This window comes from Oerskovia sp. PE-21s (assembly GCF_056158145.1).
Genome location: NZ_JBUXJM010000001.1, coordinates 520338 through 544690 on the forward strand (window position 1 = coordinate 520338; position 24353 = coordinate 544690).

General features: G+C 73.7%; 19 protein-coding genes. 12 read left to right on the forward strand and 7 right to left on the reverse strand.

What is annotated here, in order from left to right:
- Positions 1-343: 343 nt before the first annotated feature.
- From ahcY to ACZDYF_RS02240, 5 genes are all read left to right on the forward strand, one after another.
- Positions 344-1876: an adenosylhomocysteinase gene (gene ahcY, locus ACZDYF_RS02220; protein WP_475052715.1), complete on the forward strand. Its 1533-nt coding sequence runs from the start codon at positions 344-346 to the stop codon at positions 1874-1876.
- 213 nt (positions 1877-2089) lie between these two features.
- Complete coding sequence (locus tag ACZDYF_RS02225; protein WP_475052721.1) at positions 2090-3523, forward strand: hypothetical protein; 1434 nt, start codon at positions 2090-2092, stop codon at positions 3521-3523.
- Between the two features lie 128 nt (positions 3524-3651).
- Complete coding sequence (locus ACZDYF_RS02230) at positions 3652-5127, forward strand: sensor histidine kinase (protein ID WP_475052725.1); 1476 nt, start codon at positions 3652-3654, stop codon at positions 5125-5127.
- Positions 5128-5206: 79 nt separating this feature from the next.
- On the forward strand, positions 5207-5866 hold the full coding sequence (locus ACZDYF_RS02235; protein ID WP_191790839.1) for a response regulator transcription factor: 660 nt from the start codon (positions 5207-5209) through the stop codon (positions 5864-5866).
- Between the two features lie 309 nt (positions 5867-6175).
- Positions 6176-7402: an acyltransferase family protein gene (locus ACZDYF_RS02240; protein ID WP_475052735.1), complete on the forward strand. Its 1227-nt coding sequence runs from the start codon at positions 6176-6178 to the stop codon at positions 7400-7402.
- Here the strand turns inward: ACZDYF_RS02240 and ACZDYF_RS02245 are convergent.
- Positions 7314-8135: an RDD family protein gene (locus ACZDYF_RS02245; RefSeq protein ID WP_191790837.1), complete on the reverse strand. Its 822-nt coding sequence runs from the start codon at positions 8133-8135 to the stop codon at positions 7314-7316. The two genes, ACZDYF_RS02240 and ACZDYF_RS02245, sit on opposite strands and share 89 nt — an antisense overlap.
- Positions 8136-8253: 118 nt before the next feature.
- Between ACZDYF_RS02245 and ACZDYF_RS02250 the strand changes: the two genes are divergently transcribed.
- Entirely contained in the window at positions 8254-9243 is a 990-nt protein-coding gene (locus ACZDYF_RS02250; RefSeq protein ID WP_204809664.1) for a stage II sporulation protein M, read from the forward strand.
- Between the two features lie 25 nt (positions 9244-9268).
- On the opposite strand, the gene ACZDYF_RS02255 is transcribed toward ACZDYF_RS02250, so the two are convergent.
- From ACZDYF_RS02255 to ACZDYF_RS02280, 6 genes are all read right to left on the reverse strand, one after another.
- Positions 9269-10450, reverse strand: a complete 1182-nt coding sequence (locus ACZDYF_RS02255) for a winged helix DNA-binding domain-containing protein (RefSeq protein ID WP_475052747.1) — start codon at positions 10448-10450, stop codon at positions 9269-9271.
- Between the two features lie 275 nt (positions 10451-10725).
- Positions 10726-12018: a DUF58 domain-containing protein gene (locus tag ACZDYF_RS02260; protein WP_475052751.1), complete on the reverse strand. Its 1293-nt coding sequence runs from the start codon at positions 12016-12018 to the stop codon at positions 10726-10728.
- Positions 12019-12042: 24 nt separating this feature from the next.
- Positions 12043-13146, reverse strand: a complete 1104-nt coding sequence (locus ACZDYF_RS02265) for an AAA family ATPase (RefSeq protein ID WP_475053181.1) — start codon at positions 13144-13146, stop codon at positions 12043-12045.
- Between the two features lie 83 nt (positions 13147-13229).
- Complete coding sequence (locus tag ACZDYF_RS02270; RefSeq protein ID WP_475052756.1) at positions 13230-14489, reverse strand: DUF4350 domain-containing protein; 1260 nt, start codon at positions 14487-14489, stop codon at positions 13230-13232.
- Positions 14486-15235: a DUF4129 domain-containing protein gene (locus tag ACZDYF_RS02275; RefSeq protein ID WP_475052759.1), complete on the reverse strand. Its 750-nt coding sequence runs from the start codon at positions 15233-15235 to the stop codon at positions 14486-14488. The genes ACZDYF_RS02270 and ACZDYF_RS02275 overlap by 4 nt, the downstream gene beginning before the upstream one ends.
- The gene (locus ACZDYF_RS02280; protein ID WP_475052764.1) at positions 15232-16524 is read right to left on the reverse strand and encodes a proline-rich domain-containing protein; all 1293 of its coding nucleotides are present in this window, start codon (positions 16522-16524) and stop codon (positions 15232-15234) included. Before ACZDYF_RS02280 ends, ACZDYF_RS02275 begins: the two co-directional genes overlap by 4 nt.
- Positions 16525-16731: 207 nt before the next feature.
- On the opposite strand from ACZDYF_RS02280, the gene mtrA reads away from it, so the two are divergent.
- The 6 genes from mtrA to ACZDYF_RS02310 all read left to right on the forward strand — a co-directional run bounded on the left by mtrA (position 16732) and on the right by ACZDYF_RS02310 (position 24221).
- On the forward strand, positions 16732-17415 hold the full coding sequence (gene mtrA, locus ACZDYF_RS02285; protein ID WP_030150009.1) for an MtrAB system response regulator MtrA: 684 nt from the start codon (positions 16732-16734) through the stop codon (positions 17413-17415).
- 101 nt (positions 17416-17516) lie between these two features.
- Entirely contained in the window at positions 17517-19205 is a 1689-nt protein-coding gene (gene mtrB, locus ACZDYF_RS02290; protein WP_475053183.1) for an MtrAB system histidine kinase MtrB, read from the forward strand.
- The gene (locus ACZDYF_RS02295; RefSeq protein WP_475052769.1) at positions 19202-20932 is read left to right on the forward strand and encodes an LpqB family beta-propeller domain-containing protein; all 1731 of its coding nucleotides are present in this window, start codon (positions 19202-19204) and stop codon (positions 20930-20932) included. Before mtrB ends, ACZDYF_RS02295 begins: the two co-directional genes overlap by 4 nt.
- A 190-nt stretch (positions 20933-21122) precedes the next feature.
- A complete protein-coding gene (locus ACZDYF_RS02300) occupies positions 21123-22109 on the forward strand; it encodes a ComF family protein (protein ID WP_475052772.1) in 987 nt (328 codons plus the stop codon).
- Between the two features lie 97 nt (positions 22110-22206).
- On the forward strand, positions 22207-22854 hold the full coding sequence (gene hpf / locus ACZDYF_RS02305; RefSeq protein ID WP_400274695.1) for a ribosome hibernation-promoting factor, HPF/YfiA family: 648 nt from the start codon (positions 22207-22209) through the stop codon (positions 22852-22854).
- Between the two features lie 95 nt (positions 22855-22949).
- Positions 22950-24221 (forward strand): winged helix-turn-helix domain-containing protein, encoded by a 1272-nt coding sequence (locus tag ACZDYF_RS02310; RefSeq protein ID WP_191790830.1) that lies wholly within the window; start codon positions 22950-22952, stop codon positions 24219-24221.
- Positions 24222-24353 lie beyond the last annotated feature (132 nt).

The window sequence follows — 24353 nt, forward strand, 5'->3', positions numbered from 1 at the left end:
TGCCGAGCCCGGCCAGGTCGATCTGTCTCCAGCACCCTGCCCGATCCCAGGACGAATTGCTACCGAGTGGCCGGTGTGCATGGCGGTTTCGAGGGAGATGCTTGACCGTGCAATCGTTGAAAGCGCGCGGTTTTGACCATTCACGGGATCGTTATCGCTTCGTGATCTTGAAGTGGTCAGGGAGTTTTGCTATCGCGCGCGGGCGCGAACTGCCGGCGGGGACGAGGGCCCACGGCGACGCCGTCGGGCCCACCCTCGGCCTCCACGATGGGCACCCTCGGCGCTGCGAGAGTCACCCCCGGTAGTCTGGAACGACATCGTCAGAACCGTCGTTCGGAGCAGCATGTCTTCTGCCACGCCCACCGCCCAGGCCTCCTTCGACGAGGTCCCCGGCCGTTACAAGGTCCGTGACCTGTCCCTCGCGGAAGCGGGACGCCACCAGATCCGTCTCGCCGAGCACGAGATGCCCGGACTCATGGCGCTGCGTGCCGAGTTCGGCGCGTCGCAGCCGCTCGCGGGCGCGCGCATCGCCGGCTCGCTCCACATGACCGTCCAGACGGCCGTCCTCATCGAGACGCTCGTCGCGCTCGGTGCGCAGGTGCGCTGGGCGAGCTGCAACATCTTCTCGACGCAGGACGAGGCCGCCGCGGCGATCGTCGTCGGCCCCCACGGCACGCCCGAGGACCCGCAGGGCGTCCCGGTGTTCGCCTGGAAGGGCGAGAGCCTCGAGGAGTACTGGGACTGCACCGAGCAGATCCTGCTGTGGCCGGGGAGCAACGGCGCCGAGGGCGCGAACCTCATCCTCGACGACGGCGGCGACGCGACGATGCTCGTCCACCTGGGGCTGCAGTACGAGCGCCTCGGCACGGTCCCCCCGGACACGCTCCCGGGCGAGCCCGACCACACGCACGAGATGAACGTCGTGCGCTCGGTCCTGCGTCGGGCGCTCGCGGCCGACCCGCTGCGCTGGACGGGCGTCGCGGAGCAGCTGCTCGGCGTGACCGAGGAGACGACCACGGGCGTGCACCGCCTGTACCAGCTCGCCGAGTCGGGCGAGCTGCTCTTCCCGGCCATCAACGTCAACGACTCGGTCACCAAGTCGAAGTTCGACAACAAGTACGGCATCCGCCACTCGCTGCCCGACGGCATCAACCGTGCGACGGACGTCCTCATGGGCGGCAAGGTCGCGTTCGTCGCCGGCTACGGCGACGTGGGCAAGGGGGCGGCCGAGGCGTTCCGCGGACAGGGCGCACGCGTCATCGTCTCGGAGGTGGACCCGATCTGCGCGCTGCAGGCCGCGATGGACGGCTACCAGGTCGCGCGCATCGAGGACGTCCTGGGCGAGGCCGACTTCTTCATCACGACCACGGGCAACAAGGACGTGGTCACGGCCGAGCACATGGCCGCGATGAAGAACAAGGCGATCGTGGGCAACATCGGCCACTTCGACAACGAGATCGACATGGCGGGGCTCGCGCAGATCCCGGGCGTCACGCGCACCGAGATCAAGCCGCAGGTCCACGAGTGGACGTTCCCCGCGGGCGCCGGCGAGGAGGTGCGCTCGATCATCGTCCTGTCCGAGGGGCGCCTGCTGAACCTGGGCAACGCGACGGGCCACCCGTCGTTCGTCATGAGCAACTCGTTCTCGAACCAGGTCATCGGCCAGATCGAGCTCTTCGAGGATGCCCAGCGCCCGGAGGACGAGCGCACGTACGAGCGTCAGGTCTACCGCCTGCCCAAGGTCCTCGACGAGAAGGTCGCGCGCCTGCACCTCGACGCGCTGGGCGTTCGCCTGACCGAGCTCTCGAAGAACCAGGCGGACTACCTCGGCATCCCGGTCGAGGGGCCGTACAAGCCGGAGCACTACCGCTACTGAGCGGACGCGTGAGCCCCTGAGCAAGGGGTCCGACGGCGCAGGGCCGGGTTCCGGGAGGAGCCCGGCCTCTCGCGTGCGGTCACCCGGGGTGCGTCGGCCCGTCGTGCGCGGCGGGCGGGTGCGTCACCGTCGTCGGTCCGGCCCGTCCCCCCTGAGCGCTTCCGGCACTCCTGCGCAAGGATGGTCCCAGCAGCGCGCTGACAGGAGAAGACGATGGCGACGATCCCGAGCGAGCCCACGATCAGCGAGTCCGAACGAGCGGAGCTCGAGGCGCTGCGTGCGGAGGTCCAGCGCCTGCGCGCCGAGCGTGCCGCACCGCCCGCCGGGGCGGTCGTCGCCGCACCGGCACACCGCGGTGGGTGGCTCCGCTGGACGGCCGTCGCGGTGCTCCTGGTCCTCGCGGGTGTCCTGATGCTCGGCTCGGTCCTCGCGCGGTACGTGCGGGCCGAGATCCTCGACACCGACAAGTACGTCGCGACCGTCACGCCGCTGGGGTCCGACCCGGCGATCCAGGCGGAGATCAGCACCCAGGTCTCCGACGCGATCCTCGAACGGATCGACCTCGAGACCGTCACCGCGCAGGCCCTCGCGACGCTCACGCAGAACGTCGACCAGGTCCCTGCCCAGGTGCAGGCCCTCGCCCCGCTCCTCGCGAGCCAGGGCGAGTCGTTCGTGCGCTCGACCGTCGACCGCATGGTCACGTCGCCGACGTTCGAGGAGCTGTGGATCGTCGCGAACCGCCAGGCGCACAAGAACCTGGTCGCCGTCCTCACGGGGGAGGGGGACACCGCGATCACCGCCGACGCGAACGGGCAGGTCACGCTCTCGCTCGGTCCCATGATCGACGAGGTCAGCAAGCGGCTCTCCGCGCGAGGATTCACGTTCGTCGAGAGCCTGCCCTCGATCGACCCGCAGTTCGTGCTGTTCACGTCGCAGGACGTGGTCAAGGCCCAGCGGGCCGTGGCGTTCCTCAACACGTCTGCGAACGTCCTGCCGTGGCTCTCGCTGCTGGTCGCGGCCGGTGCGGTGTGGGCGGCCCCGCGCGGGCGGCGCCGCCGGGCCGTGGTCCTCGCGGGCGTCGCGTACGTCGTCGCGATGGCGATCCTCGCGGTCGGGATCACGGTCGGCCGCTCGTTGTACCTGAGCGCGGTGCCGTCGGACGTCCTGTCACCTTCGGCCGCGACGGCCCTGATCGACGCGGTCCTGGTCCCGTTGCGCACGTCGTTGCGGGCCGTGTTCGCGTTCGGCGTGGTCGTCGTGCTCGCCGCCTACCTCACGGGCCCCAGCCGGTCTGCGGCCGCGGTGCGGGGCGGGTTCAACTGGCTGGTCCGCGCCGCCAGCCGTGGCCACGCGGGCGACAGCGGGCGCGCTCCGCACCCGTTCGAGATCTGGGTCGCGAGGTTGCGCTGGCCGCTGATCGCGCTCGTCCTGGCGGGGGCGCTGGCCGTCCTGGTGTTCTCGCGCTACCCGAGCGGGACCACGATCCTGGTCATCGCGCTGGTCGCGGCCGTCCTGGTGATCGCGATCCAGGTGGTCTCCGCGCCCGCGCGTGGCGCGGCGACGGTGAGCGGGCCGGGGGAGCCGGGCGGCGCCGTCGGGCAGCAGGGGGCCGCCGAGGAGGAGGCCGGGACTCCGGTCGCGCGCTGAGCACGCCACGAGACGGGGGACATCCCCCCTGCACGACGGCGGAGCGCACCCTGGGCGTGCGGGCGCCGGTCGGGAAGACTGGTGGTACCGCTCGAACCAGACCCAGGAGTCCTGCCACCATGTCTGCTGTGACATCCCCCCAGCCGCCGCTCGGCGACGCCGCGCCCGACGGCGTGCCCTCGCCCGGGTACGCGCCGTCCGCCGAGCCGGTCCTGTCCGTCGAGACCCCGTCGGCCGTGCCCACCGGCGACCTGTCCCACCTCGGGCACGTCCCCGGCGGGCTCGACCCCCGCTACGTGGACCTGCGCGAGCCGGTCGGCTTCCTGGCGGCGCCGTTCTCGCGCCAGACCTGGCGCGAGTTCGGCTACCTGTGGCTGTCGCTGCTCGTCGCGCCCTTCGCGTTCACGTACGTGATGTTCACCGTGAGCTTCACCGCGGGGATCCTCGTGACGGTCGTGGGCCTCGTGGTCTCGGGCGCCCTGGTCCTCGGGGCGCGCGGCTGGGGCGGCATGTACCGCTCGATGGCGCGGTCGATGCTGTCGGTGGACGTGCTGGCCCCCGCACCGCACACGCAGCGCCGCGGGTTCTGGCGCATGCTCTGGTCGAACCTCTCGGACGGCCCCGGGTGGCGGGCCATGACGTTCATGCTCGTGAGCTTCTTCCTGGCGCTCGTCGCCTTCGTCACGTCGGTGACCTTCTTCTTCGTCTCGCTGGGTGCCGCGACGCACTGGTTCTGGTCGCAGTTCCTGCCCGCGCAGATGGCTGCCGACGGCTCGTGGCACCGCGGCGCGCAGATGGGGCCCGACTGGTACGTCGACACCCCGCTGCGCCAGTCGGCGCTCGCGGCCGTGGGCGTCGCGCTGTGGTGGCTGTGGCCGCAGATCGTGCGCGGGTTCGCCCAGCTCTTCCGTCTCCTGACGGTCAACCTGCTGGGCCCCACCCGGGCGAGCCTGCGCGTGGCCGACCTCGAGAAGTCCCGTGGCAAGACCGTCGAGGACGCGGACGCCAAGCTGCGCCGCATCGAGCGGGACCTGCACGACGGCACCCAGGCTCGGCTCGTCGCGGTCGCGATGCAGCTCGGTGAGGCCAAGGAGCAGCTCGCCGCGGGCGGTGACGCGTCCGAGGCGCTCGAGCTCGTCGACAACGCGCACGCGTCGACCAAGGAGGCGCTCGTCGAGCTGCGCGAGCTGGCCCGGGGCATCCACCCGCCCGCGCTCGACAACGGCCTCGCGGTCGCTCTCGAGACGCTCGCGGCCCGGTCCCCGCTGCCCGTGACGGTCGACGTGGACCCGGGCATCGCGCCGTCGCCGGCCGTCGAGACCATCGCGTACTTCTGCGTCGCCGAGCTCGTGACGAACGCCGCCAAGCACGCGCGCGCCACGGGCGTCTACGTGCTCGTCGAGGAGCAGGGGTCGCGGCTGCGCCTGCGCGTGCGCGACGACGGGCAGGGCGGCGCGCGCATCTCGACGCCCGACGCGCGCGGCCACCGGTCGGGGCTCGCGGGCCTCGAGGAGCGGGTTCGTTCGGTCGACGGCACGTTGGACCTCGTGAGCCCGGTCGGTGGGCCTACCGTGGTCACGGTCGTCCTGCCGAGCAGGGTGTAGCCGGCCCCACCCGCGGAGCGGCCCGGGCGTCTCGACCGAGGCGCCCGGGCCGACCCATCGACACAGAAGAGGTACCACCGTGCGGCTCGTGATCGCCGAGGACTCCGTCATCCTGCGCGACGGGCTCGTCGCCCTGCTCACCCGTCGAGGCCACGAGGTCGTCGCGGCCGTGGGCGACGGCGACGCGCTCGTCGCGGAGGTGGCCCGCCTCGCCGCCCTCGGCGACCTGCCCGACGTCGTCATCATCGACATCCGCATGCCCCCGTCGTTCACGGACGAGGGCCTGCGTGCTGCGCTCGCGCTGCGCGCGGCGTCGCCGGGACTGGGGGTCCTGCTGTTCTCGCAGTACGTCGAGACGCGCTTCGTGAGCGAGCTGCTCACGGGCGGCGCCGAGGGCGTGGGCTACCTCCTCAAGGACCGGGTCGCGGACGTGAGCGAGTTCCTCGACGCCTTGACGCGCATCGCCGCGGGGCAGACGGTGCTCGACCCCGAGGTCGTGAGCCAGCTCATGGGCGCCTCACGCTCGGACGACGGCCTGGCGCGCCTCACGCCGCGCGAGCGCGAGGTGCTCGAGCTCATGGCGCAGGGCCGCTCGAACACCGCGATCGCGGAGAACCTGTTCCTGTCCTACGGGGCCGTGGAGAAGAACGTCACGGCGATCTTCGGCAAGCTCGGCCTGCCGCAGGACGCGGGGGACCACCGCCGGGTGCTCGCGGTGCTCAGGTACCTGCGGGACTGAGCGAGTCGCGGTGGTGCCTGCGGGGGACATCCCCCGCGCGGGTGACCGGACCGCCGCCGGGGCCTCGGGGGAGGCTCCCATTCCGGGACGTACCGGGATTTTCGAGACTGGTGGGGAACCACTTCCCTTCGTCCCGAGGAGCATCCCGTGGCCGTCGTCGACGTCCCTCGTCTTCCCGCTCGCCCCACCCGGGCGCCCCGTCCGTCGCGGCCCGCGGGCCCGCCCTCCGTCGTCGCGGCCTCCGCGGCCCGGCGCCGGGAGCCCGCGCCGCGCCGTCGGGAAGGCGCCGGCGCTCCCGCGCGTCGAGACGTGTTCGTCGACGCCGTGCGCGCGCTCGCGACCCTCGCGGTCCTGAGCGTCCACTGGCTCATGCCCGAGGTCACGTGGGACGGCGCACGCCTGGGGATCGGCAACGCCCTGTCGCACGGCGGCGCGTGGACCCTCACGTGGGTCCTGCAGGTCCTGCCCCTGCTGTTCTTCGCGGCCGGGGCGTCGGCCGCGTACCAGCTCTGGCGCCCGGGCCCCGCCGCACCGGGCCTCGCCGCACCGGGCCTCGTGGCGGCGGGGTGGGACGTCGTGCGGCGCCGGATGCCGCGCATCTGGAAGCCGGTCGCGGCGTTCGTCGGTGCGTGGGCCGTGGCGGCCGTCGTGCTCGTCGTCGCAGGGGTGCCGGAGACGGCCGTGCTGCAGGTCGCCCGGATCGCGCCGCAGCTCCTGTGGTTCCTCGGGGTGTACCTGCTGCTGCTCGCGGTCACCCCGGCCCTGCTGCGGGCCTACCGGGCGTGGGGCTGGCGCACGGTCGCCGTCGTCGTCGCCGCACCCTTCGTCGTCGACGTGCTGCGCTTCGCGGTGGGCGTCGAGGAGGTGGCCGTCGCGAACGTGCTGCTCGGCTGGGCCGTGCCCTACGTCCTGGGGATCGTCTACGTCGACCTCGTGCGGCGCGACGCGCTGCCCTCCCGCCGCACGCTCGCCGTCGTGGCCGCGGGCGCCCTCGCGGCCATGGCGGGCCTCGTCGTCGCCGGTCCCTACCCGCTGAGCCTCATCGGGATGCCGGGGGACGCGATCTCCAACCTCGGGCCGCCGACCGCGCTCGCCGTGACCCACGCGGTCCTCCAGGTGAGCGTGGCGCTCGCGGTGCGCGACGTCGTCGTGCGCTGGGCGCAGGGGCGCGGCGCGGTCCTCGTGGCGTGGGTCGCGGGGCGGTCCATGACGCTGTACCTGTGGCACCTGACCGCGATGTTCGTCGTGCTCGGCGTGGTCCTGCTGGGGCTCGGCACGCCCCTGCCCGCGTCGTGGAGCGCCGACTGGTGGGCGAGCCGGCCCCTGTGGTTCGGCGCGGCCGCGCTCGTGCTCGGCGCGCTCGTGCTGGCCTTCGGGCGGTTCGAGGCGGGGACTCCTGGCAGGGCGGGCGGGTCGCCGCGCAGGGCGGGAGCGCGGAACGCGCCCGTCAGGTCCGGGGGTCGGGCACCGAGTACGGCAGGCGGTGGAGCATCTCGCCCTGCTCCTGAGCGAGCACCCGTCCCCGCTGGGCGCTGACCCAGTCCCGGCTGCGCCGCTCGGCGAGGACAGCGCACAGGAAGTCCTCGGCGGGGGTCCCGGGCGGCGGCCCGGGGGCCACGTACTGCTCGATCCGCCCCGCGAGCTCCTGGCCGATCCGCACGCGCGAGGCGGGGTTGAGCTGGGTGGCGCGGCCCAGGAACTGGCGGACCGCGAGGGCCAGCCCGTCCGGGAGCCGGCGCATGTCGGCGTGCGCGGCCCAGCCGGCGAGGTAGGGCGGCATCGCGATGGCGGCGTACGTCGGCTTCCCGCCGCGCACGCGGATCGCGTAGGTACCGGCCAGCATGTCGCCGACCCGCTTGCCCTTGTCGTTCGACAGCGACGCGACGATGGCGACCGAGCCGAACGTCATCCACAGCTCGCCCACGCCCACGAGCGCACGGATGAAGGCGTGCCGGAAACGGACCGGGCCGCCGTCGTCGCGCACGACGCGGATGCCCGTCGCGAGCTTGCCCAGCGACCGGCCGCGCGAGAGGGTCTCGACCGTCGTGGGGATGCCGACCATGATCAGGACCACGAGGACGATCCACACGGCCGGGGCGAAGTCGATGCTGACCGCGTTGAGCGCGGCCCCCGCCACGGCGAACAGGACGACCAGGATCACGATCCCGAGCGCGACCAGGTCGATCACGGCTCCCAGGGCGCGCGTCACGAACGACGCGGGCCGCGCGTCGAGGACCACTCCCTCGCCGGTCAGGATGCCGTCTCGCACGCGTGCTCCTCCAGGGTCGTCGACACAGGTCGCGGGGTCGTCGCCGCGCCCGGAGGGGGGACCAGGACGCGACGAGGGGTCCGGCCCACTGTAGGGCAAGGTGTGGCAGGGTAGCCGCGTGGACCTCGATGCCTTCAACGCCGTGCACAGCGACGAGTGGTCGCGGCTCGCCGAGCTGACCAAGAAGCGCTCGCTCGACGGCGCCGAGGCGGACGAGCTCGTCCGCCTCTACCAGTCGGTCGCGACGCACCTGTCGACGATCCGCTCGTCGGCCCCCGACCCGGTCCTCGTCACGCGGCTCTCCGACCTCCTGGCACGCGCGAGGGGCCGTATCGCGGGCGCGCACGAGCCCGCGTGGCGCGACGTGACGCGCCTGGCCACCGTCTCGGTGCCTGCCGCGCTCTACCGGATCCGGTGGTGGACCGTGACGGTCATGACCCTGTTCCTGCTCGTCGCCGTGGTCTCGGGCTGGTGGGTCGCCACCAACCCCGACGCGCTCGCCTCGATGGGCACGCCCAGCCAGCGCGAGGCCTACGTCGACGAGGCGTTCGCGAGCTACTACGACCCCGGGGTGGACTTCGCCGCCGTGGTCTGGACCAACAACGCGTGGCTCGCCGCGCTGTGCGTCGCGTTCGGGATCACGGGGGTCTTCACGGCGTACCTGCTGTTCTCGAACGCCGTGGCGGTCGGCTCGACGGGCGGCATGATGGCGTCCTACGGCGAGCTCGACACCTTCCTCACGCTCATCGCCCCGCACGGCCTGCTCGAGCTCACCGCGATCTTCGTGGCCGGGGCAGCAGGGCTGCGTCTGTTCTGGACCATGGTCGACCCGGGGCCCCGCCCTCGCCTGCGCGCCCTCGCGGAAGAGGGGCGCTCGCTCTTCACGGTCGTGATCGGGCTCGTAGTGGTGCTGGCGGTCTCGGGGCTGATCGAGGGGTTCGTCACTGGGTCGGGCATGGCGTGGTGGCTCAAGATCGTCATCGGGGCGATCGCGCTCGCGGCGTTCTGGGCGTACACGATCGTGCTCGGGCGCCGGGCCGTGCTGGCGGGGGAGACGGGCGACCTCTCGGCCGACCTCGCGGGGGACGTCGCACCGGTCGCGGCCTGAGCCGTCCGGGTCCGCCGAGGCCGCGCTACGTGCCCGCGACGGTGACGACGTGCTCGGCCGCCTCGGGTGCGACGAACCGCAGCAGCTCACCGCCCCGTGCGTCGAGCGCGGCCCGCTGCGCGCGCGTGAACGTGTGCCCGAGCGGGACGACGTCGAGGTGCGCGACGGCGTCGGGCGTCGTGGCCGAGCGCGTCCCGGTCCGGCGCACCTTCCACGTCGCGGCCACGTAGCCGTCCACGAGGACCGTCCCGGGCACCTGACCGTTGACGGTCGTGATGGCCTTGCGGCGGACGTCGTCGACGACGCGCGTGCGGTCCGCGTGACCCAGCACCAGGTTGTCGAACTCGGCCACGAGCACCAGGGGAGCGGGGGCCTGCGCACCGGGGCGCGGGGCGTCGGGCAGGTCGAGGTACTCCTTCCCGTCGGGCCCGGTGAAGGTCACGAGCTCGGGCCGCAGCCGCCCGACGGCGTCGCGCAGGCCCGTCAGCCCGGCCCACCGCTGGGCGTCCATGACGGTCGCGGGGCCGAACGCCGCGAGGTAGCGGCGGACGAGGCGCACGAGCGCAGCGGCGCGTTCGTCGGGGTCGAGGAGCGTGCGACTCGGCCGTCCGAACCAGGCGTCGGCCGTGGTCCAGGTCGTCGTCGTGCCAGAGCCGTTCGCGCCCCACAGCCCGCGGGGCGTGACCTGGACGAGGGGGAGGAAGCAGCGGGCCGTGTAGGCCAGGTGCTGAGGGTGGACGTCGGGCCAGCGCTCGCCGAGCAGTCGCCCCAGGTCGCCCGAGGTCAGGGGGGACCCGGTCAGGAGGTCCCGCGCGGCCGCGGCGACGTCGTCGAGGTTCGTGCCCACGAGCGCCTTGGCGTGCGCGCTGCCCGTGCGCACCCCGGCCTCGAGCAGAGGGCGCAGCGCACCGGGGAGCTCGAGGGCGTCGTCAGCGGTGACGAGGTGGACCGTGCCGCGCATGACCGCGATGCGGGTCACCGACCGGTCCAGGAACCTGTCCGCGAGGTCGTCGGTCCGGAAGCCGTCGAGGCGTGACCACAACCCCGGGTAGGGGCTCGTCGGAGCCTGCGACTGAAGTCCCACGAGGTGGTCCACCTCGGCGACGGGGGCCCACGGCGCGGGGGCGAGCAGGTGCTGACGGGCCAGGAGCGCCCGGTTGAGGTCGTCGAGGCTGAGGGTGGGCCCGTGGCGGCCGTCGGCGGTCATGGGACCATCCTGCCGCGCGACGCCCCTTCAGCGCGGCGTCGCGGGCCGGTCGGGTCAGAAGATCAGGAAGCCGAGCGCCGGGATGACGAAGGTCGCGGACAGCGCGAAGATCACGATGATCGCGACCCGTCGGTTGCGGGCTTCACGGTCGCGCGGGGTGGCCGGTCGGGTCACGGTGGTGCTCCTCGGGAGATGGGGGTTTCCACCTCCAGCCTAGGCGGTGGGGTGGGAGCATCTCGACGGGCCGTGTGACGGTGCGGTGAGAGCGCCCGGCGTCAGAGGCGTCCGGCTGCCTTGAGCGCGAGGTAGGTGTCCGCGAGCCGGGGCGCGAGCTCCTCGGGCAGCCCTTCGACGACCTCGACGCCCTTGCGGGACAGCACGGTGCGGACCGCGGTGCGCTCGAGCTCGACGCGCGCCGCGGCGGCGGCGTCGTAGACCTCGGCGCTCGAGTCCCGTGCCGCACGCAGGGCCGCGACCTCGGGGTCCGCGACCGAGGCGACGACCACCTGGTGCGTGGACGTCAGCTGCCCGACCACGGGGAGCAGGCCGGTCTCGACCGCGGCCGGGTCGAGGGTCGTGAGCAGCACGACGAGCGCGCGCTGCGAGAGCCGCTGGTGGACCGACCCCACGAGCCCTGGCCAGTCGGTCTCGAGCAGCGCGGGCTGGACCGGCGCGAGCGCGTCCGCGAGCGCGGGCATGAGCCGGGGGCCGGCCGCCCCCGCGACCCTGGCGCGCACGCCGCGGTCGTACGCGAAGAGCTCGACGCGGTCGCCCGCGCGTCCCGCGAGGGCCGAGAGCAGCAGGGCCGCCTCGATGCTCGCGTCGAGCCGCGGCTCGTCACCGATGCGCGCGGCGGACGTCCGGGACGTGTCGAGCACGATCAGGACGCGGCGGTCGCGCTCGGGGCGCCAGGTCCGCACGACCATGTCCGCGCGGCGGGCCGAGGCCCGCCAGTCGATCGAGCGGACGTCGTCGCCGATCACGTACTCGCGCAGCGAGTCGAACTCCGTCCCCTCGCCCCGCACCTGGACGGCCGAGCGGCCGTCCATCTCGCGCAGGCGTGCGAGCCTGCTCGGCAGGTGGCGGCGCGAGGCGAACTCGGGGAGCACTCGCAGCCGTCCGGGGACGTCGAGCGAGACCTGGCGGGCCGCGAGCCCGAGCGGACCCGCCGAACGGATCGTGACCGCGCCCGCGGCGCGGTCACCGCGCCGCGTCGGGACGAGCGTGGTCACCAGGCGTGCCGACTCCCCGGCGGGCAGGTCCACGGCGTGACGGTTGCGCTGGGCGCCCGCGGAAGGAGCCCACGCGTCGCGCACCACGGCCCGCAGGCGCCGTCCGCTCAGGTTCGTCACGACGAGCTGCGACGTCGTGCGCCCCGTGAGGCGCACCGATCCGGGCACGCGCCGTTCGACCGCTACCTGGCGCGGCGAGGCCGCGAGCATCACGTCGAGCGCGCACAGCGCCACCACGACGAGCGCCCAGAGCAGCACGGTGCCGTACGAGGGCACCGCGAGGACGGCGACCACGCCCAGGGCCGCAAGCGCGACCGCGCGCCACGTCAGAGCCATGTCATCCCTTCAGGCTGCCGGCGCTCAGCGCGGGACCGGCACGGAGGCCAGCACCGTGTCGAGCACGCTCTCGGCGGTCACGCCCTCGAGCTCGGCCTCGGGCCGGAGCTGGACGCGGTGGCGCAGCGTCGGGTGGGCCAGGGCCTTGACGTCGTCGGGCGTGACGTAGCCACGACCCGACAGCCACGCCCACGCGCGCGAGGTCGCGAGGAGCGCCGTGGCACCACGGGGCGAGACACCGAGCGACAGCGAGGGCGAGTGGCGGGTGGCGCGGCACAGGTCCACGGCGTAGCCGAGGACCTCGCGCGAGACCTGGACCTGGGCGACCTCGGCGCGCGCGCGGTCAAGGACCTCGCGGCCCGCGACGGGGCGCACGCCCGCGGCGGCGAGGTCGCGCGGGTTGAAGCCCGCGGCGTGGCGTGCGAGGACCTCGATCTCCTGGTCGCGCTCGGGCAGCGGCAGGACGAGCTTGAGCAGGAAGCGGTCGAGCTGGGCCTCGGGCAGCGGGTAGGTGCCCTCGTACTCGACGGGGTTCTGCGTCGCGATGACGAGGAACGGGTCCGGCAGCATCCGCGGCGTCCCGTCGACCGAGACCTGGCGCTCCTCCATGGCCTCGAGCAGCGAGGCCTGGGTCTTGGGGGGAGTGCGGTTGATCTCGTCGGCCAGGAGCAGGTTCGTGAAGACGGGGCCCTCGCGGAACGAGAACTCGGCCGTACGTGCGTCGTACACGAGCGAGCCCGTGACGTCGCCCGGCATGAGGTCCGGCGTGAACTGGACGCGCTTGGTGTCCAGGTCGAGCGAGGCCGCGAGCGTGCGCACGAGCAGCGTCTTGGCGACACCGGGCACGCCCTCGAGCAGCACGTGGCCCTTGCAGAGCATCGCGATGAGCAGGCTCGTCACGGCGGCGTCCTGGCCCACGACGGCCTTGCCGACCTCCGTCCGCACGGCCGCGAGGGCCGCGCGAAGCTCGTGCGAGGGACCCGACGGCGCAGCCTGGGCGGGTGCGTCGGCGACGGGGTGCGCGACGGGGGCGGCGGGCGCCTGCGGGACCGGGGCGCCGTAGGCGGGTGGCTGCGCCGGGGGCTCGGCCTGGCCGTGGGGGTGGGCGGAGGACGGCGCCGTCTGCACGGGCTGCTCCGGCTGTGCAGGCTGCGGCGGCGCGTAGCGGTCCGCGGGCTGCTGATAGGGGTTCGACCCCTCGGGGTGGTGCGTCACGGGTGGAAGACCTCGCTCTCCAACTGGTCAAGGTGACGCGCGAGCTCGAGCAGCGCTGCGTCGTCGGCGGGTGGTGGGCCGTACAAGAGGTGCGCGACCTGCTCGGCCGGGCGGTGCGTGGCGCGGACGATCGCGTCGATCAGGACGGGCGCGGCTGCCGACCGCGGCAGGCCCAGCCGCGAGGCCATACGGTCGGCTCCGTGGGCGCGCAGGCCGGCCGCGGCGTGCCCGCGGGAGCGGGACCGGCGGTACAGGCGGCCGCGGCCACGCGTCGTCTCGGACGCGCGGACGACGACCGGGAGGTCCTCGGTCACGAGCGGTCCGAGGCGGCGGCCGCGCCAGAGGGCCGCGAACAGGGCGACGACCAGGAGCTGGACGAGCACGATCGTGACCCAGGGAGGCAGGGCAGCCGCCCCGACCGAGGAGTCGCCGGTCGACGAGGTGTCCAGCAGGTCGGGCACGAACCACGTCAGGGTCTCGTGGCGACCGAGCGCACGCAGGGCGAGGGCGGCGTTGCCGTCCTGGTCGACGCGGGCGTTCGTGAGCAGCGTCGCGTCGTCGAACGCGACGACGCGACGCTGACCCTCGTGGACCAGGTACGCGCCCGTGTCCGGCGGGCTGTCGTCACCGGGGAAGCAGACGACCGAGCCTGGTCCGGACGCGGTCAGGCCGAAGCCCGTGCTGCGGATCTCCTCGGCGGCGACCGCGTCGGGGTCCGTGCACTGCGGGCTGCGCAGGGAGTCGGGCGACGACCAGTCGTCGCCCAGGGACGCGGTCCCGTCGGTCGCGCCCTCGAGCAGGTCGTAGCCGGGCTCCAGGAGCACCAGGTCGGCCTCGGTCGCGAGGAGTGCGTCGACCTGCTCGGGCAGCAGGTTGAGGTCGGACGTCACGAGGAGCGTCGTCCCGGCGTCGGCGCGCGAGGCGGCGTCCGCCGTCGTGGTCACGTACGCGACCTCGACGCCCTGGTCACCGAGCACCTGGGCGAGGGCCCGGGCTCCGTTCGGACCGGCGTTGTCCGGGGCGAGCGGGGTGCTCGAGACGGCGGGCCGCGACAGCGCGGCGAGTCCCGCCACGATCGCCACCAGGAGGAGCACGGCGAGCGGCCAGCGGGCCGCACGCCACCGGCGCGCCGCCCGGGACCTGGCCGTGGTGCCGTCGCCCGTCACCCGCACCGGGACGTAGGCGGTCGTGACGGCCGGGGCGGACGTGTCGGGGGCGGAGACCGGGGGCGGCGGTGCGTCGAGTCCAGCGGTCACCGGGAGCCTCCGGAGGGGGTGGGCACCTGGGCGGGGGAGCCGGGCTCCGGGGCGCCGAACAGGTGGGCGGGCGGGGTCGGCGTCGTGGCGAGCGTCGCCGCGTCGAGCTCGCGCAGCGCCTGGTCGGCCGCAGGCCCGACCGACACCTTCCCGTAGCGGACGTCGTCGAACAGGCGTGCACCGGCCGCGAGCCGCTCCGCGAGCGCAGGGAGGCGCACGGCGGCGTCGTCCGCGGCCTCGTGGGCCGTGCGACCGGGGCGCGGGTCCAGGATCACGCGCTCCTCGAGCGAACGCACGACGGCGCGGTAGCGCTCGACGACGGCGGTCGGCCAGTCGCCCGTCGAGGCGGCGGCGTCGGCCGCGGCCCGGAGCTCCTCGGCGGAGCGCTCGTCGTCGTCGAACACCGCGACCGACGCACGGGCCTTGCGGGACAGGCGGACCGGGCCTGTGACCACGTAGGCGACGACCGCCACGACGAGGACCAGCCCGACGATCACGAGCGAGGCCACCACGGGGTTCACGTCGAGGACCCGGACGTCGGTGAACAGGCCGGTCAGCCAGTCGACGAAGCGCGACAGGAGCGAGGGCTGGTCCACGTACACGGGGTCGAGAAGCTCTTCCTTCAACCACTGACGTGCGGTGTCGGCGTCGGGCACGACCGGGACGTCGGCACCGACCCCCAGGCCGAGGCGCGCCGGAGCAGCCGCCTGCCAGGCGGCGAGCGACGCAGGGAGCGCGCTGGTCACGCCGGGCCGTGGCCCGCGTGGTCTTCGGCCGCGGCCGTGAGCTCGACGTCCAACCCCTCGCGTCGCATGCGGACGTCGATGTAGAGCAGCGAGACGACGCCCGCGAGGAACACCGCGCTGATGACGCCCGTGACGATCGACCCCAAGGCCACGACCGCGTACATCGCGAACATGCTCCAGATCGAGAGCATGCCGCCGATGATCCCGAACGGCTGCGAGACGAGCCAGGTGATGGTGCCGACCGCGATCGAGGCCAGGAGGTAGATCCCGAGCAGCCGCCAGAACGAGCCGCGAGAGACCGTCCAGCCGCGCTTCACGCCGCTCGCGAAGCCCTGGCCCTCGAGGACCATGGCGGGCGGGACGAGGAGCGTGCGGACGAGGAACCAGCCGCCGAACACGGCGAGACCCAGCAGCCCGAGGAGCGCGACGGCGATGCCGAGGCCGACGTCCGCCGTGAACGCGAGGACCGTGAGGAGCAGGTAGACGAACCAGACGGCCCCGAGAGCGATCGACCAGAGGATCGAGAAGCCCAGCAGGGGCCAGATCTTCGACTTCGCCTGGGCCCAGACCTCGCTCGCGCTCGCCTTGCGACCGATCACGGACTGGCCCACCGAGGTGATGAGCAGGCCGTTGACGACGGGCATCGCGAGGGCCAGCACGACCGATGACACCATCGAGGCGCCGAGCAGGGGGAACATCTCCGTGAGGCCCGTGGCGTCGGCGCCCATCTCGACGCTCAGCTCCGCCTCGACCTGGGCGAGCTGGGGCGAGAAGATCCCGCTGATCAGCACGCCCAGCCCGAGCCCGAGGACCGTCGCGATCGCGATCACGGTCGCGCTCATCCCGAGCATCACCGTGGGGTTGGCGCGGATCGCGCCGAACGCGCCGTCGAAGATCTCGCCGAGGCTCAGCGGGCGCAGCGGGATGATGCCGGGCTTGTTCGCGGGGGGCGCGTAGGGCTTGCCCGCGAACGACGGCGGACCGTAGCCGGGCTGCTGGGGCCCGCCGTACTGCGGGGCGCCGTACTGACCGGGCTGGCCGTGCTGGCCGTACTGGGGGGCGCCGTACTGACCGGGCTGGCCGGGCTGGCCGTACTGCGGCTGCCCCCACGCGTTCGACGCGGGCTGGGTCGGCGCGGGCTGACCGGGCTGCGCCGCAGGACCGTACTGACCGCCCTGAGCGGGCGGCCCGCCGGCGGGCGGCGTCGATCCCGGCGGCTGCGGGGCGCGCTGGCCGTAGCGCGGGGTGTCGTCCGGTGCTGGCGTGCCGGCGTCGTCGGGCGTCGTCATCTGCTCTGCTGTCCCCGCTCGGTTCTGTCGGGCCCGTGGGCTCGTCCTGGTGAGGCCGTGCAGGACGCCGCGAGGGTGTCCGGCCCGGTAGCGGACCACCCTAGTACGGGGGACCGGCGGACGCGGTGGCCGGGCCGCTCGGGTGAACACTGGACGCCGTACGGTGGGTCGGACCGACGACCCCGCCGTCAATGGCAAAATGGGGCCATGAAGGTACGTGTGCTTGTGGTCGACGACGACACCGCTCTCGCCGAGATGATCGGCATCGTGCTGCGGTCCGAGGGGTTCGACCCGGTGTTCTGTGCGGACGGAGACCTCGCCCTGGCGACGTTCCGCAGCACGCAGCCGGACCTCGTCCTGCTCGACCTCATGCTGCCGGGCAAGGATGGCACCGAGGTGTGCCGCCTGATCCGTGCGGAGTCGGGGGTGCCCATCATCATGCTCACGGCCAAGAGCGACACGGTCGACGTCGTCCTGGGCCTGGAGTCCGGCGCCGACGACTACATCTCCAAGCCGTTCAAGCCCAAGGAGCTCGTGGCGCGCATCCGGGCGCGCCTGCGCCGCTCGGACGAGCCCGCCCCCGAGCACCTGGCGATCGGCGACGTCGAGATCGACGTGACCGGGCACCGGGTCACGCGCGACGGCCGCCCCATCGCGCTGACGCCCCTCGAATTCGACCTCCTGGTCGCGCTCGCCCGCAAGCCGTGGCAGGTCTTCACGCGCGAGGTCCTCCTCGAGAAGGTCTGGGGCTACCGTCACGCGGCGGACACGCGCCTGGTGAACGTCCACGTGCAGCGCCTGCGCTCGAAGGTCGAGCACGACCCGGAGAACCCGGAGATCGTCCTGACCGTCCGCGGCGTCGGGTACAAGGCGGGCGCGGCGCGCGGGTGAGCGCTCCGTCGCTGCGCGCGCGGGTGGGGCGGTCGTTCCGTCGTGCCCGACGACGGGTGCGCGCCGCGGTCGGCCGGCTCACCTGGCGGGCACGGTCGTCGATGCAGCTGCGCGTGGTCGGGACGGCGCTCGTCGTCGGGGTCATCACGGTCGCGGCGCTCGGGGCGTACCTGTCGAGCACGATGCGGGACGGGCTGTTCGACCAGCGGCTCGAGCAGATCAACGTCGAGAGCGCCAACTCGATCCAGCAGGCGCAGAGCCTGTTCACGGCCTCGGTGTCCAAGACCAAGGACTCCGAGATCCAGACGCTCCTGCTCGACGTGCACAACACGCTGCGCACGAGCGGCAGCCCCGACCGCAAGATCTTCCTCATGCGGCCCGAGGGCGCACCGTCGCGCCTCAACGACGTGAGCACCGACAACCAGCTCGCGAGCCTCGTCTCGGACGAGCTGCGCGACGCCGTCATGGAGAGCGACGGCCGCGAGCTCCAGTCGGTCGCGATCCCGCGCGACCCGTCGGACCCGAGCTCTCCCGTCGATCCCGGTGTGCTCGTGGGGTCCAAGGTCCAGGTGCCCACGGTCGGCACCTACGAGCTGTACTTCCTCTACACGCTCGCGCCCGAGCAGGAGACCCTCTCGTTCCTGCAGCGCACGCTGGTCGTCGGTGCCGTGTTCGTCGTGGGCATCCTGGGCCTCATCACGTGGGTCGTGACCCGTCAGGCCGTCCAGCCCGTCCGTAACGCCGCGGGGGTCGCCGAGCGTCTCGCGGACGGGCACCTGAACGAGCGCCTTCCCGTCAAGGGCCACGACGAGCTCGCGACGCTCGCCCGCTCGTTCAACGAGATGGCGGAGAGCCTGCAGCTCCAGATCGGTCGGATGGAGGAGCTCTCGCTCCTGCAGCGCCGCTTCGTGTCGGACGTGTCGCACGAGCTGCGCACGCCGCTCACGACCATCCGGATGGCGGGGGAGGTCCTGCACGCGTCGCGCGACGACTTCGACCCTGCGTCCAAGCGGTCGGCCGAGCTGCTCCAGACCCAGCTCGACAGGTTCGAGGACCTCCTGGCCGACCTGCTGGAGATCAGCCGGTTCGACGCGGGGGCCGCCCAGCTCGACGCCGAGCGCCGCGACGTGCGCGACGTCGTCAACGCCGCGGTCGAGCTCGCCGCGCCGCTCGCGGAGCGCAAGGGCGTGTGGATGTCGGTGCACCTCCCGGACGGGGCCGTCACCGCGGACGTGGACCCGCGCCGCGTCGAACGCATCGTGCGCAACCTCGTGGTCAACGCGATCGAGCACGCCGAGGAGAAGCCCGTCGAGATCACGGTCGCCCACGACCGCTATGCGGTCGCGATCGTGGTCCGCGACCACGGTGTGGGCATGACGCAGGAGGAGGCGCTGCACGTGTTCGACCGCTTCTGGCGGGCCGACCCGGCACGTGCTCGCACCACCGGCGGGACCGGGCTCGGCCTCGCGATCTCGCTCGAGGACGCGCACCTGCACGGCGGGTGGCTCGAGGTCTGGGGTCGTCCCGGGCAGGGAGCCGCCTTCCGGCTCACGCTCCCGCTGCGCGCGGGGATCCGGCTCGAGGCCTCGCCCCTGCCGTTGGTCCCGCAGGACCCGACCCGCGGACGTGGCTTGCGCCCGCCGACCGGGCAGATCGAGCGGGTCGAGGACCCGACGGAGGGGACCACGAGCCCCTCGGCCCTACCCGTGCTGCCCGACGAGGCCCTCACGTTCGTCCGTCACGGCGTCGCGGACCGGCCCGGCGCGACCGTCGACGAGGAGGAACGATGACCGACCGACGACCCGGCAGGACCGGGGGTGCTCTCGGGGCTGGGCTGGTCGCGGCGGCCCTGGCGCTGTCCGGCTGCGCGTCGATCCCCACCTCGGGCCCGGTGATCCGCGGCAGCGACGTGGTGCAGGGGTACAACGCGCCGGGGCTGCGCGCACGGGGACCTGTCGCGGGGGACGACCCGGTGCGGATCGTGTCGGGCTTCCTGACCGCGCAGGCGGCCGGCCCGGCGGGCGACTTCGACGTCGCCCAGGAGTTCCTCACCGACGCAGGCGCCTGGAGCTGGGACTCCCAGGTACTGGTCTTCGACGGCGACCTCGACCTGACCGTGGACAAGGAGGCCATGAAGTCCGGGCAGGTCACGGTCACGGGCAGCGCGACCGTCGTCGGGGCCCTGGACAAGCGCGGCGTCTACACCGAGGACGTCCCCGGCGTGGAGGGTGCCGTGCCGGTGTCCTTCGGGCTGGTGCGTCAGGTCGACGGGCAGTGGCGCATCGAGACGGCCGAGGACGGGCTGCTGCTCTCCGAGAGCAGCTTCCAGGCCGCCTTCCGGCAGACCCGCCTGTACTTCCCGTCGGCCGACCGCGAGGTGCTGGTCCCCGACGACCGCTGGTTCCCCAACCGCGGGTGGCAGACGAGCGCCGTCACGGAGATCCTGGTGGGGCCCGTCGAGTGGCTCCGAGGGTCGACCGCGCCCGTGGTCCCCGAGGGGACGCGCCTGAGCATCGACGCGGTACCGAGCGAGGGCGGGGTGTCCGAGGTGCGGTTGACCGACACCATCTCGCTGGCTCCCCCCGAGGACCGTGCGCTGCTCAAGGCCCAGCTCGAGGCCACGCTCTTCGACGCGTTGCCGCTCACCGTCAACCTCTACCGCGGGGAGGACCTGCTGAGCACCCCGACAGGCGGGGCCGTGCCCATCAAGGCCGTGACGGAGGGGAGCGAGGTCGTCGCAGCGCAGGGCGAGGTCAAGGTGCTCGACGGCGGAGCGGACGAGGCGGTGTCGTTGTCCCCTGCCGTCTCGCTCGCCGGGACCACGGCGACCGCCCTGGCGCAGGGCAGCGACGCGCGTCCGCTCGTGGTCCGCGACGGGACGGGCAGCCTCGTGCGGCTCGCGACGAAGAACCTGCCCGAGGTCCCGCTCCTGACCGGGGAGGACCTCCTGGCCCCGACCGTCGACCGGTTCGGTGGTGTGTGGTCGGGGCCCACGGCGCAGCAGGGCGCGCTGCAGGTCGTCCGGGGGGACCTCGCGGAGGCGGGTGACCCCGTCACGGTCGCCGCGCCGTGGTTGGCCGGACGCACCGTGCAGTCGATCCGGGTCGCGCACGACGGAGCCCGGATCGCGGTGGTCAGCTCGGACGGCACCGCTACCCGGGTGGAGGTCGCCGGCATCGTGCGCGACGAGAAGGACGTCCCGACGGGGCTCTCGGAACCCTTCCGGGTCGGCGCCCCGATCACCTCGGCCTCGCAGGTCGTGTGGGCCGACGAGACGACGCTCGCGGTCCTGGGTACCGACGAGACGGAGGCCGCGCCGACGGTCCATCTCGTCTTGGTCGGGGGGGAGACCACGCGACTGTCGCCGGTCGCAGGTGCGACGGCGATCAGCGCGGGCGACGGCGACCGGACGGTCCAGGTCCTCACGCAGGACGGGACGCTGTTCGGGCGCAGCCGGTCGGGCGCGGTCTGGGAGAAGCGGATCGAGAACGTCGCGCTGCCGACGTTCCCGGGCTGAGGCCGGAACGGCTCGCTGCCCGGTGGTCTGACGCCCCCTTGGCCCTGCTGGTGCGGACCGGCCAGGCTGTCGGCCCTGTCCGGCCGTGCCCGGCCCTGCCCGGCCGTGCACAGGCCGTGCAGGACGCTCCCCGTCCACAGGGCGCGTCCTGAACCCCGCGCGGTGCGCGGCGACCTGGCACCCTCGGGCCGTGCGCGACCGCCCCCATCAGCCCGACCTCCTCCGCCGCGACGGCCCGCTAGCCGGCCGTCCCACCGGCCCTCTCGCCGCCCTGCGCGGCTGGGCGCGGACGCTCGCGCGCCTGCTCGTCCCGGTCGAGTGCCCGGGCTGCGGCACCCCGGACGTCGCGCTCTGCCCGGCATGCGCCGGGGCGCTGCGGACGGCCCCGGCGCGCAGGGAGGCCGACGCCCCGCGGCTCGACCGCATGGACGGGACCTCCCCCCTGCCGGTGTGGGCGCTCGCGCCGTACGCCGGCCCGCTGCGAGGGATCGTGGTCGCGTGGAAGGACAAGGGGCGACACGACCTCTCGAGGGACGTGGAGGCGGCCGCGTACCGCGCGGGACGGGCCGTCGCGCCCTGGGTGCGCGACGTCGTCGGGCAGGTGGGCGGACCGTGGGCAGGTGCGCCGTCCCGCGTCCTGGTCGTGCCCGCACCGTCGTCCGCCGCGGCGCGCCGCGCGCGGGGTGCCGAGCCGGTCCAGGGGCTCGCCCGCGCCGTCGCCCGGGGCCTCGTGGACGCGGGGGTCGACGCGGTCGCCGCCCCCGTCCTGGCGCAGCGCGGGCGGCGGGGACGGGACCAGGTGGGCCTGGGGTCGAGGAGCCGTGGAGCGCGCCTCCAGGGCGTCCGCGTCGCCCGCGGCGCGGCGCGGCGGGGCCTCCCGCGGCCTGGCGCGACCTGCCTCCTGGTGGACGACGTGCTCACCACGGGGGCCACGCTCGCGGCGTGCGAGCAGGCGCTGGAAGACGCCGGTGCCGACGTCCTCGGTGCGGTCGTGCTCGCCGCGACGCCCCCTCCGCGGCGGGGTGACACGCCACCTGAAGTTCATCTTCCGCAGATGCTGCCTTTACCTACCGGGAGGGTTAACCTGGGGACCAGTCGTCACGGGGAACGGTTGGTAGGGGACCCGTGCGGCCACAGAGCGATCGACCCGAGGCAAGGTCCTCGGGCAGGGAGGTGATAGGTACTCCGGATCCCCCTCGGGGGAACCAGACCCAGGACCACACGGGACGCTCTGGAAGCATCGAGAGCGTCCGAGACCCTTTGCGGAGGCTCACATGGAGATCGTTGTCGTCGGCAGGCACACGGAAGTGGCTGACCGCTTCCGCCGACACGTGGAAGAAAAGCTCGCGAAGTTCGAGCAGCTCGCACCGACCGCCCAGCGGATCGACGTCGAGGTCACCCACGAGAACAACCCCCGACTGTCCGAGGTGCGTGAGAGGGTCGAGCTGACCGTCCGCGCCAAGGGACCCGTCGTCCGCGCCGAGGCGGCAGCAGACGACCGGTTCGGGGCACTCGACCTGGCCATGAACAAGCTCCAGGAGAGGCTGCGACGAGTCAGCGACCGTCGCAAGGACCACCGCAACAACAACCCCGCACCGCCCGTCGACGTCCGGCCGTTCATCCCGGAGGACAAGACCCCCGAGCCCGCGCCGGAGCACCCGGCCGCTCCGGGAGACGCGGTCGAGACCCAGCTCGGCGACTCGCCCGTCGTCATCCGTCAGAAGCTCCACTCCGCAGAGCCCATGACGATCGACGACGCCCTCTACGAGATGGAGATGGTGGGCCACGACTTCTACCTCTTCGTCGACGTCGAGACGGCGCGCCCCTCGGTCGCCTACCGGCGCCGCGGCTGGAGCTACGGGGTCATCGCGCTCGACACGTCGTGCGCCGGCGGCCTGAAGACCGCGTCCGACGCGGGCTGACCGCCACGACCAGCTGACCCGACGGGGTGGCGCCGCCGACCAGGCGGCGCCGCCCCGTCGGCGCGTCCGGGCGGGTGTCAGGGGTGCGCGGCAGGATGGGTCGGGTGAAGACCGAGTCGTTGTCGCTCGCCCAGGCCCGCCGGGTCGCCCTCGCCGCGCAGGGCCTGCACGCCCCACGGCCCGACGACGCCGCGCCCCGGCAGGTCACGCTGCGTCAGGTGCAGCGCACCGTGGACCGGTTGGGCCTCCTGCAGATCGACTCGGTCAACGTCCTGGCCCGGGCCCACCTCGTCCCGCTGTACTCGCGGCTCGGCCCGTACGACGTGTCGCTGCTCGACCGCGCGGCGGGTCGCGCACCGCGACGGCTCGTCGAGTACTGGGCGCACGTCGCGTCCTACGTCCCGCCCGAGACCTACCGGCTCCTCGAGTGGCGCCAGCGCGCGTACCGTACCGAGGCCTGGGGGACGATCAGCGGGGTCGAGGCCTCGCACTCGGCCGTCGTGGAGCACGTCCGCCAGATCGTGGCCGAGCGCGGGCCGGTCACGGCGAGCGAGGTCCACGAGATCCTCGAGGCCCAGGGCATGGGCGAGGCGCGCGGCACCGTGGAGTGGGGCTGGAACTGGTCGCTCGCCAAGCGGGCCCTCGAGCTCCTCTTCTTCACGGGCGAGATCACGGCAGCGCGCCGCAACGCGGCGTTCGAGCGCTGCTACGACCTCACCGAGCGGGTCCTGCCGCCCGCGGTCCTCGCCGCACCGGCCGTGAGCGACGAGGACGCGGTCCGCCGCCTGCTGGAGATCGGGGCACGGGCGCACGGCGTCGGGACGCTGCGCTGCTTCCAGGACTACTTCCGGCTCAAGGGACCGGCCCCGCGCCGCGCGCTGGCCGAGCTCGTCGAGGACGGCGTGCTCCGTCCCGTCGAGGTCCGAGGCTGGGACGAGGTCACCTATCTGCACCGCGACGCCGCCCTCCCGCGCCGCGCCCAGGGGCGCGCTCTGCTCAGCCCCTTCGACCCTCTCGTCTTCGAGCGCACGCGCCTCGAACGGCTCTTCGGCACGTACTACCGCATCGAGATCTACGTGCCTGCGGCCAAGCGGGTCCACGGCTACTACGTGCTGCCGTTCCTCCAGGGTGACCGCATCACCGCGAAGGTCGACCTCAAGGCGGACCGTCGCGCCGGGCTGCTCCGCGTGCTGTCGGCGCACCGTGAGGAGCACGCCGACGCCGACACCGCGCCGGCTCTCGCGGCCGAGCTCCGCCTCATGGCGACCTGGCTCGGGATGGCGGACGTCGTCGTCGGGCCGTCGGGGGACCTGGCGCCGGCGCTCGCGGCCGAGGTCGGGCGGGTCGACGCCGGGGCGGCCGGGTAGGCCACGCGGGGCGTACAGCCACTTTCGCCGTAGAGCGAAACCACAGGTACCGGACAGAAGCCCACCCACCTGCCGGACTCGCCTACGATGGTCTGTGGTGTGATCCAGCCGACTGCCGCCAGGTGGTCGCCT

What these genes read in the sequence shown, in the direction of transcription:
- ahcY (WP_475052715.1), top strand. Translation starts at nt 344, where the DNA reads ATGTCTTCTGCCACGCCCACCGCCCAGGCCTCCTTCGACGAGGTCCCC.
- ACZDYF_RS02225 (WP_475052721.1), top strand. Translation starts at nt 2,090, where the DNA reads ATGGCGACGATCCCGAGCGAGCCCACGATCAGCGAGTCCGAACGAGCG.
- ACZDYF_RS02255 (WP_475052747.1), bottom strand. Translation starts at nt 10,450, where the DNA reads ATGACCGCCGACGGCCGCCACGGGCCCACCCTCAGCCTCGACGACCTC.
- ACZDYF_RS02260 (WP_475052751.1), bottom strand. Translation starts at nt 12,018, where the DNA reads ATGGCTCTGACGTGGCGCGCGGTCGCGCTTGCGGCCCTGGGCGTGGTC.
- ACZDYF_RS02280 (WP_475052764.1), bottom strand. Translation starts at nt 16,524, where the DNA reads ATGACGACGCCCGACGACGCCGGCACGCCAGCACCGGACGACACCCCG.
- mtrA (WP_030150009.1), top strand. Translation starts at nt 16,732, where the DNA reads ATGAAGGTACGTGTGCTTGTGGTCGACGACGACACCGCTCTCGCCGAG.
- mtrB (WP_475053183.1), top strand. Translation starts at nt 17,517, where the DNA reads ATGCAGCTGCGCGTGGTCGGGACGGCGCTCGTCGTCGGGGTCATCACG.
- ACZDYF_RS02295 (WP_475052769.1), top strand. Translation starts at nt 19,202, where the DNA reads ATGACCGACCGACGACCCGGCAGGACCGGGGGTGCTCTCGGGGCTGGG.
- hpf (WP_400274695.1), top strand. Translation starts at nt 22,207, where the DNA reads ATGGAGATCGTTGTCGTCGGCAGGCACACGGAAGTGGCTGACCGCTTC.
- ACZDYF_RS02310 (WP_191790830.1), top strand. Translation starts at nt 22,950, where the DNA reads ATGGGTCGGGTGAAGACCGAGTCGTTGTCGCTCGCCCAGGCCCGCCGG.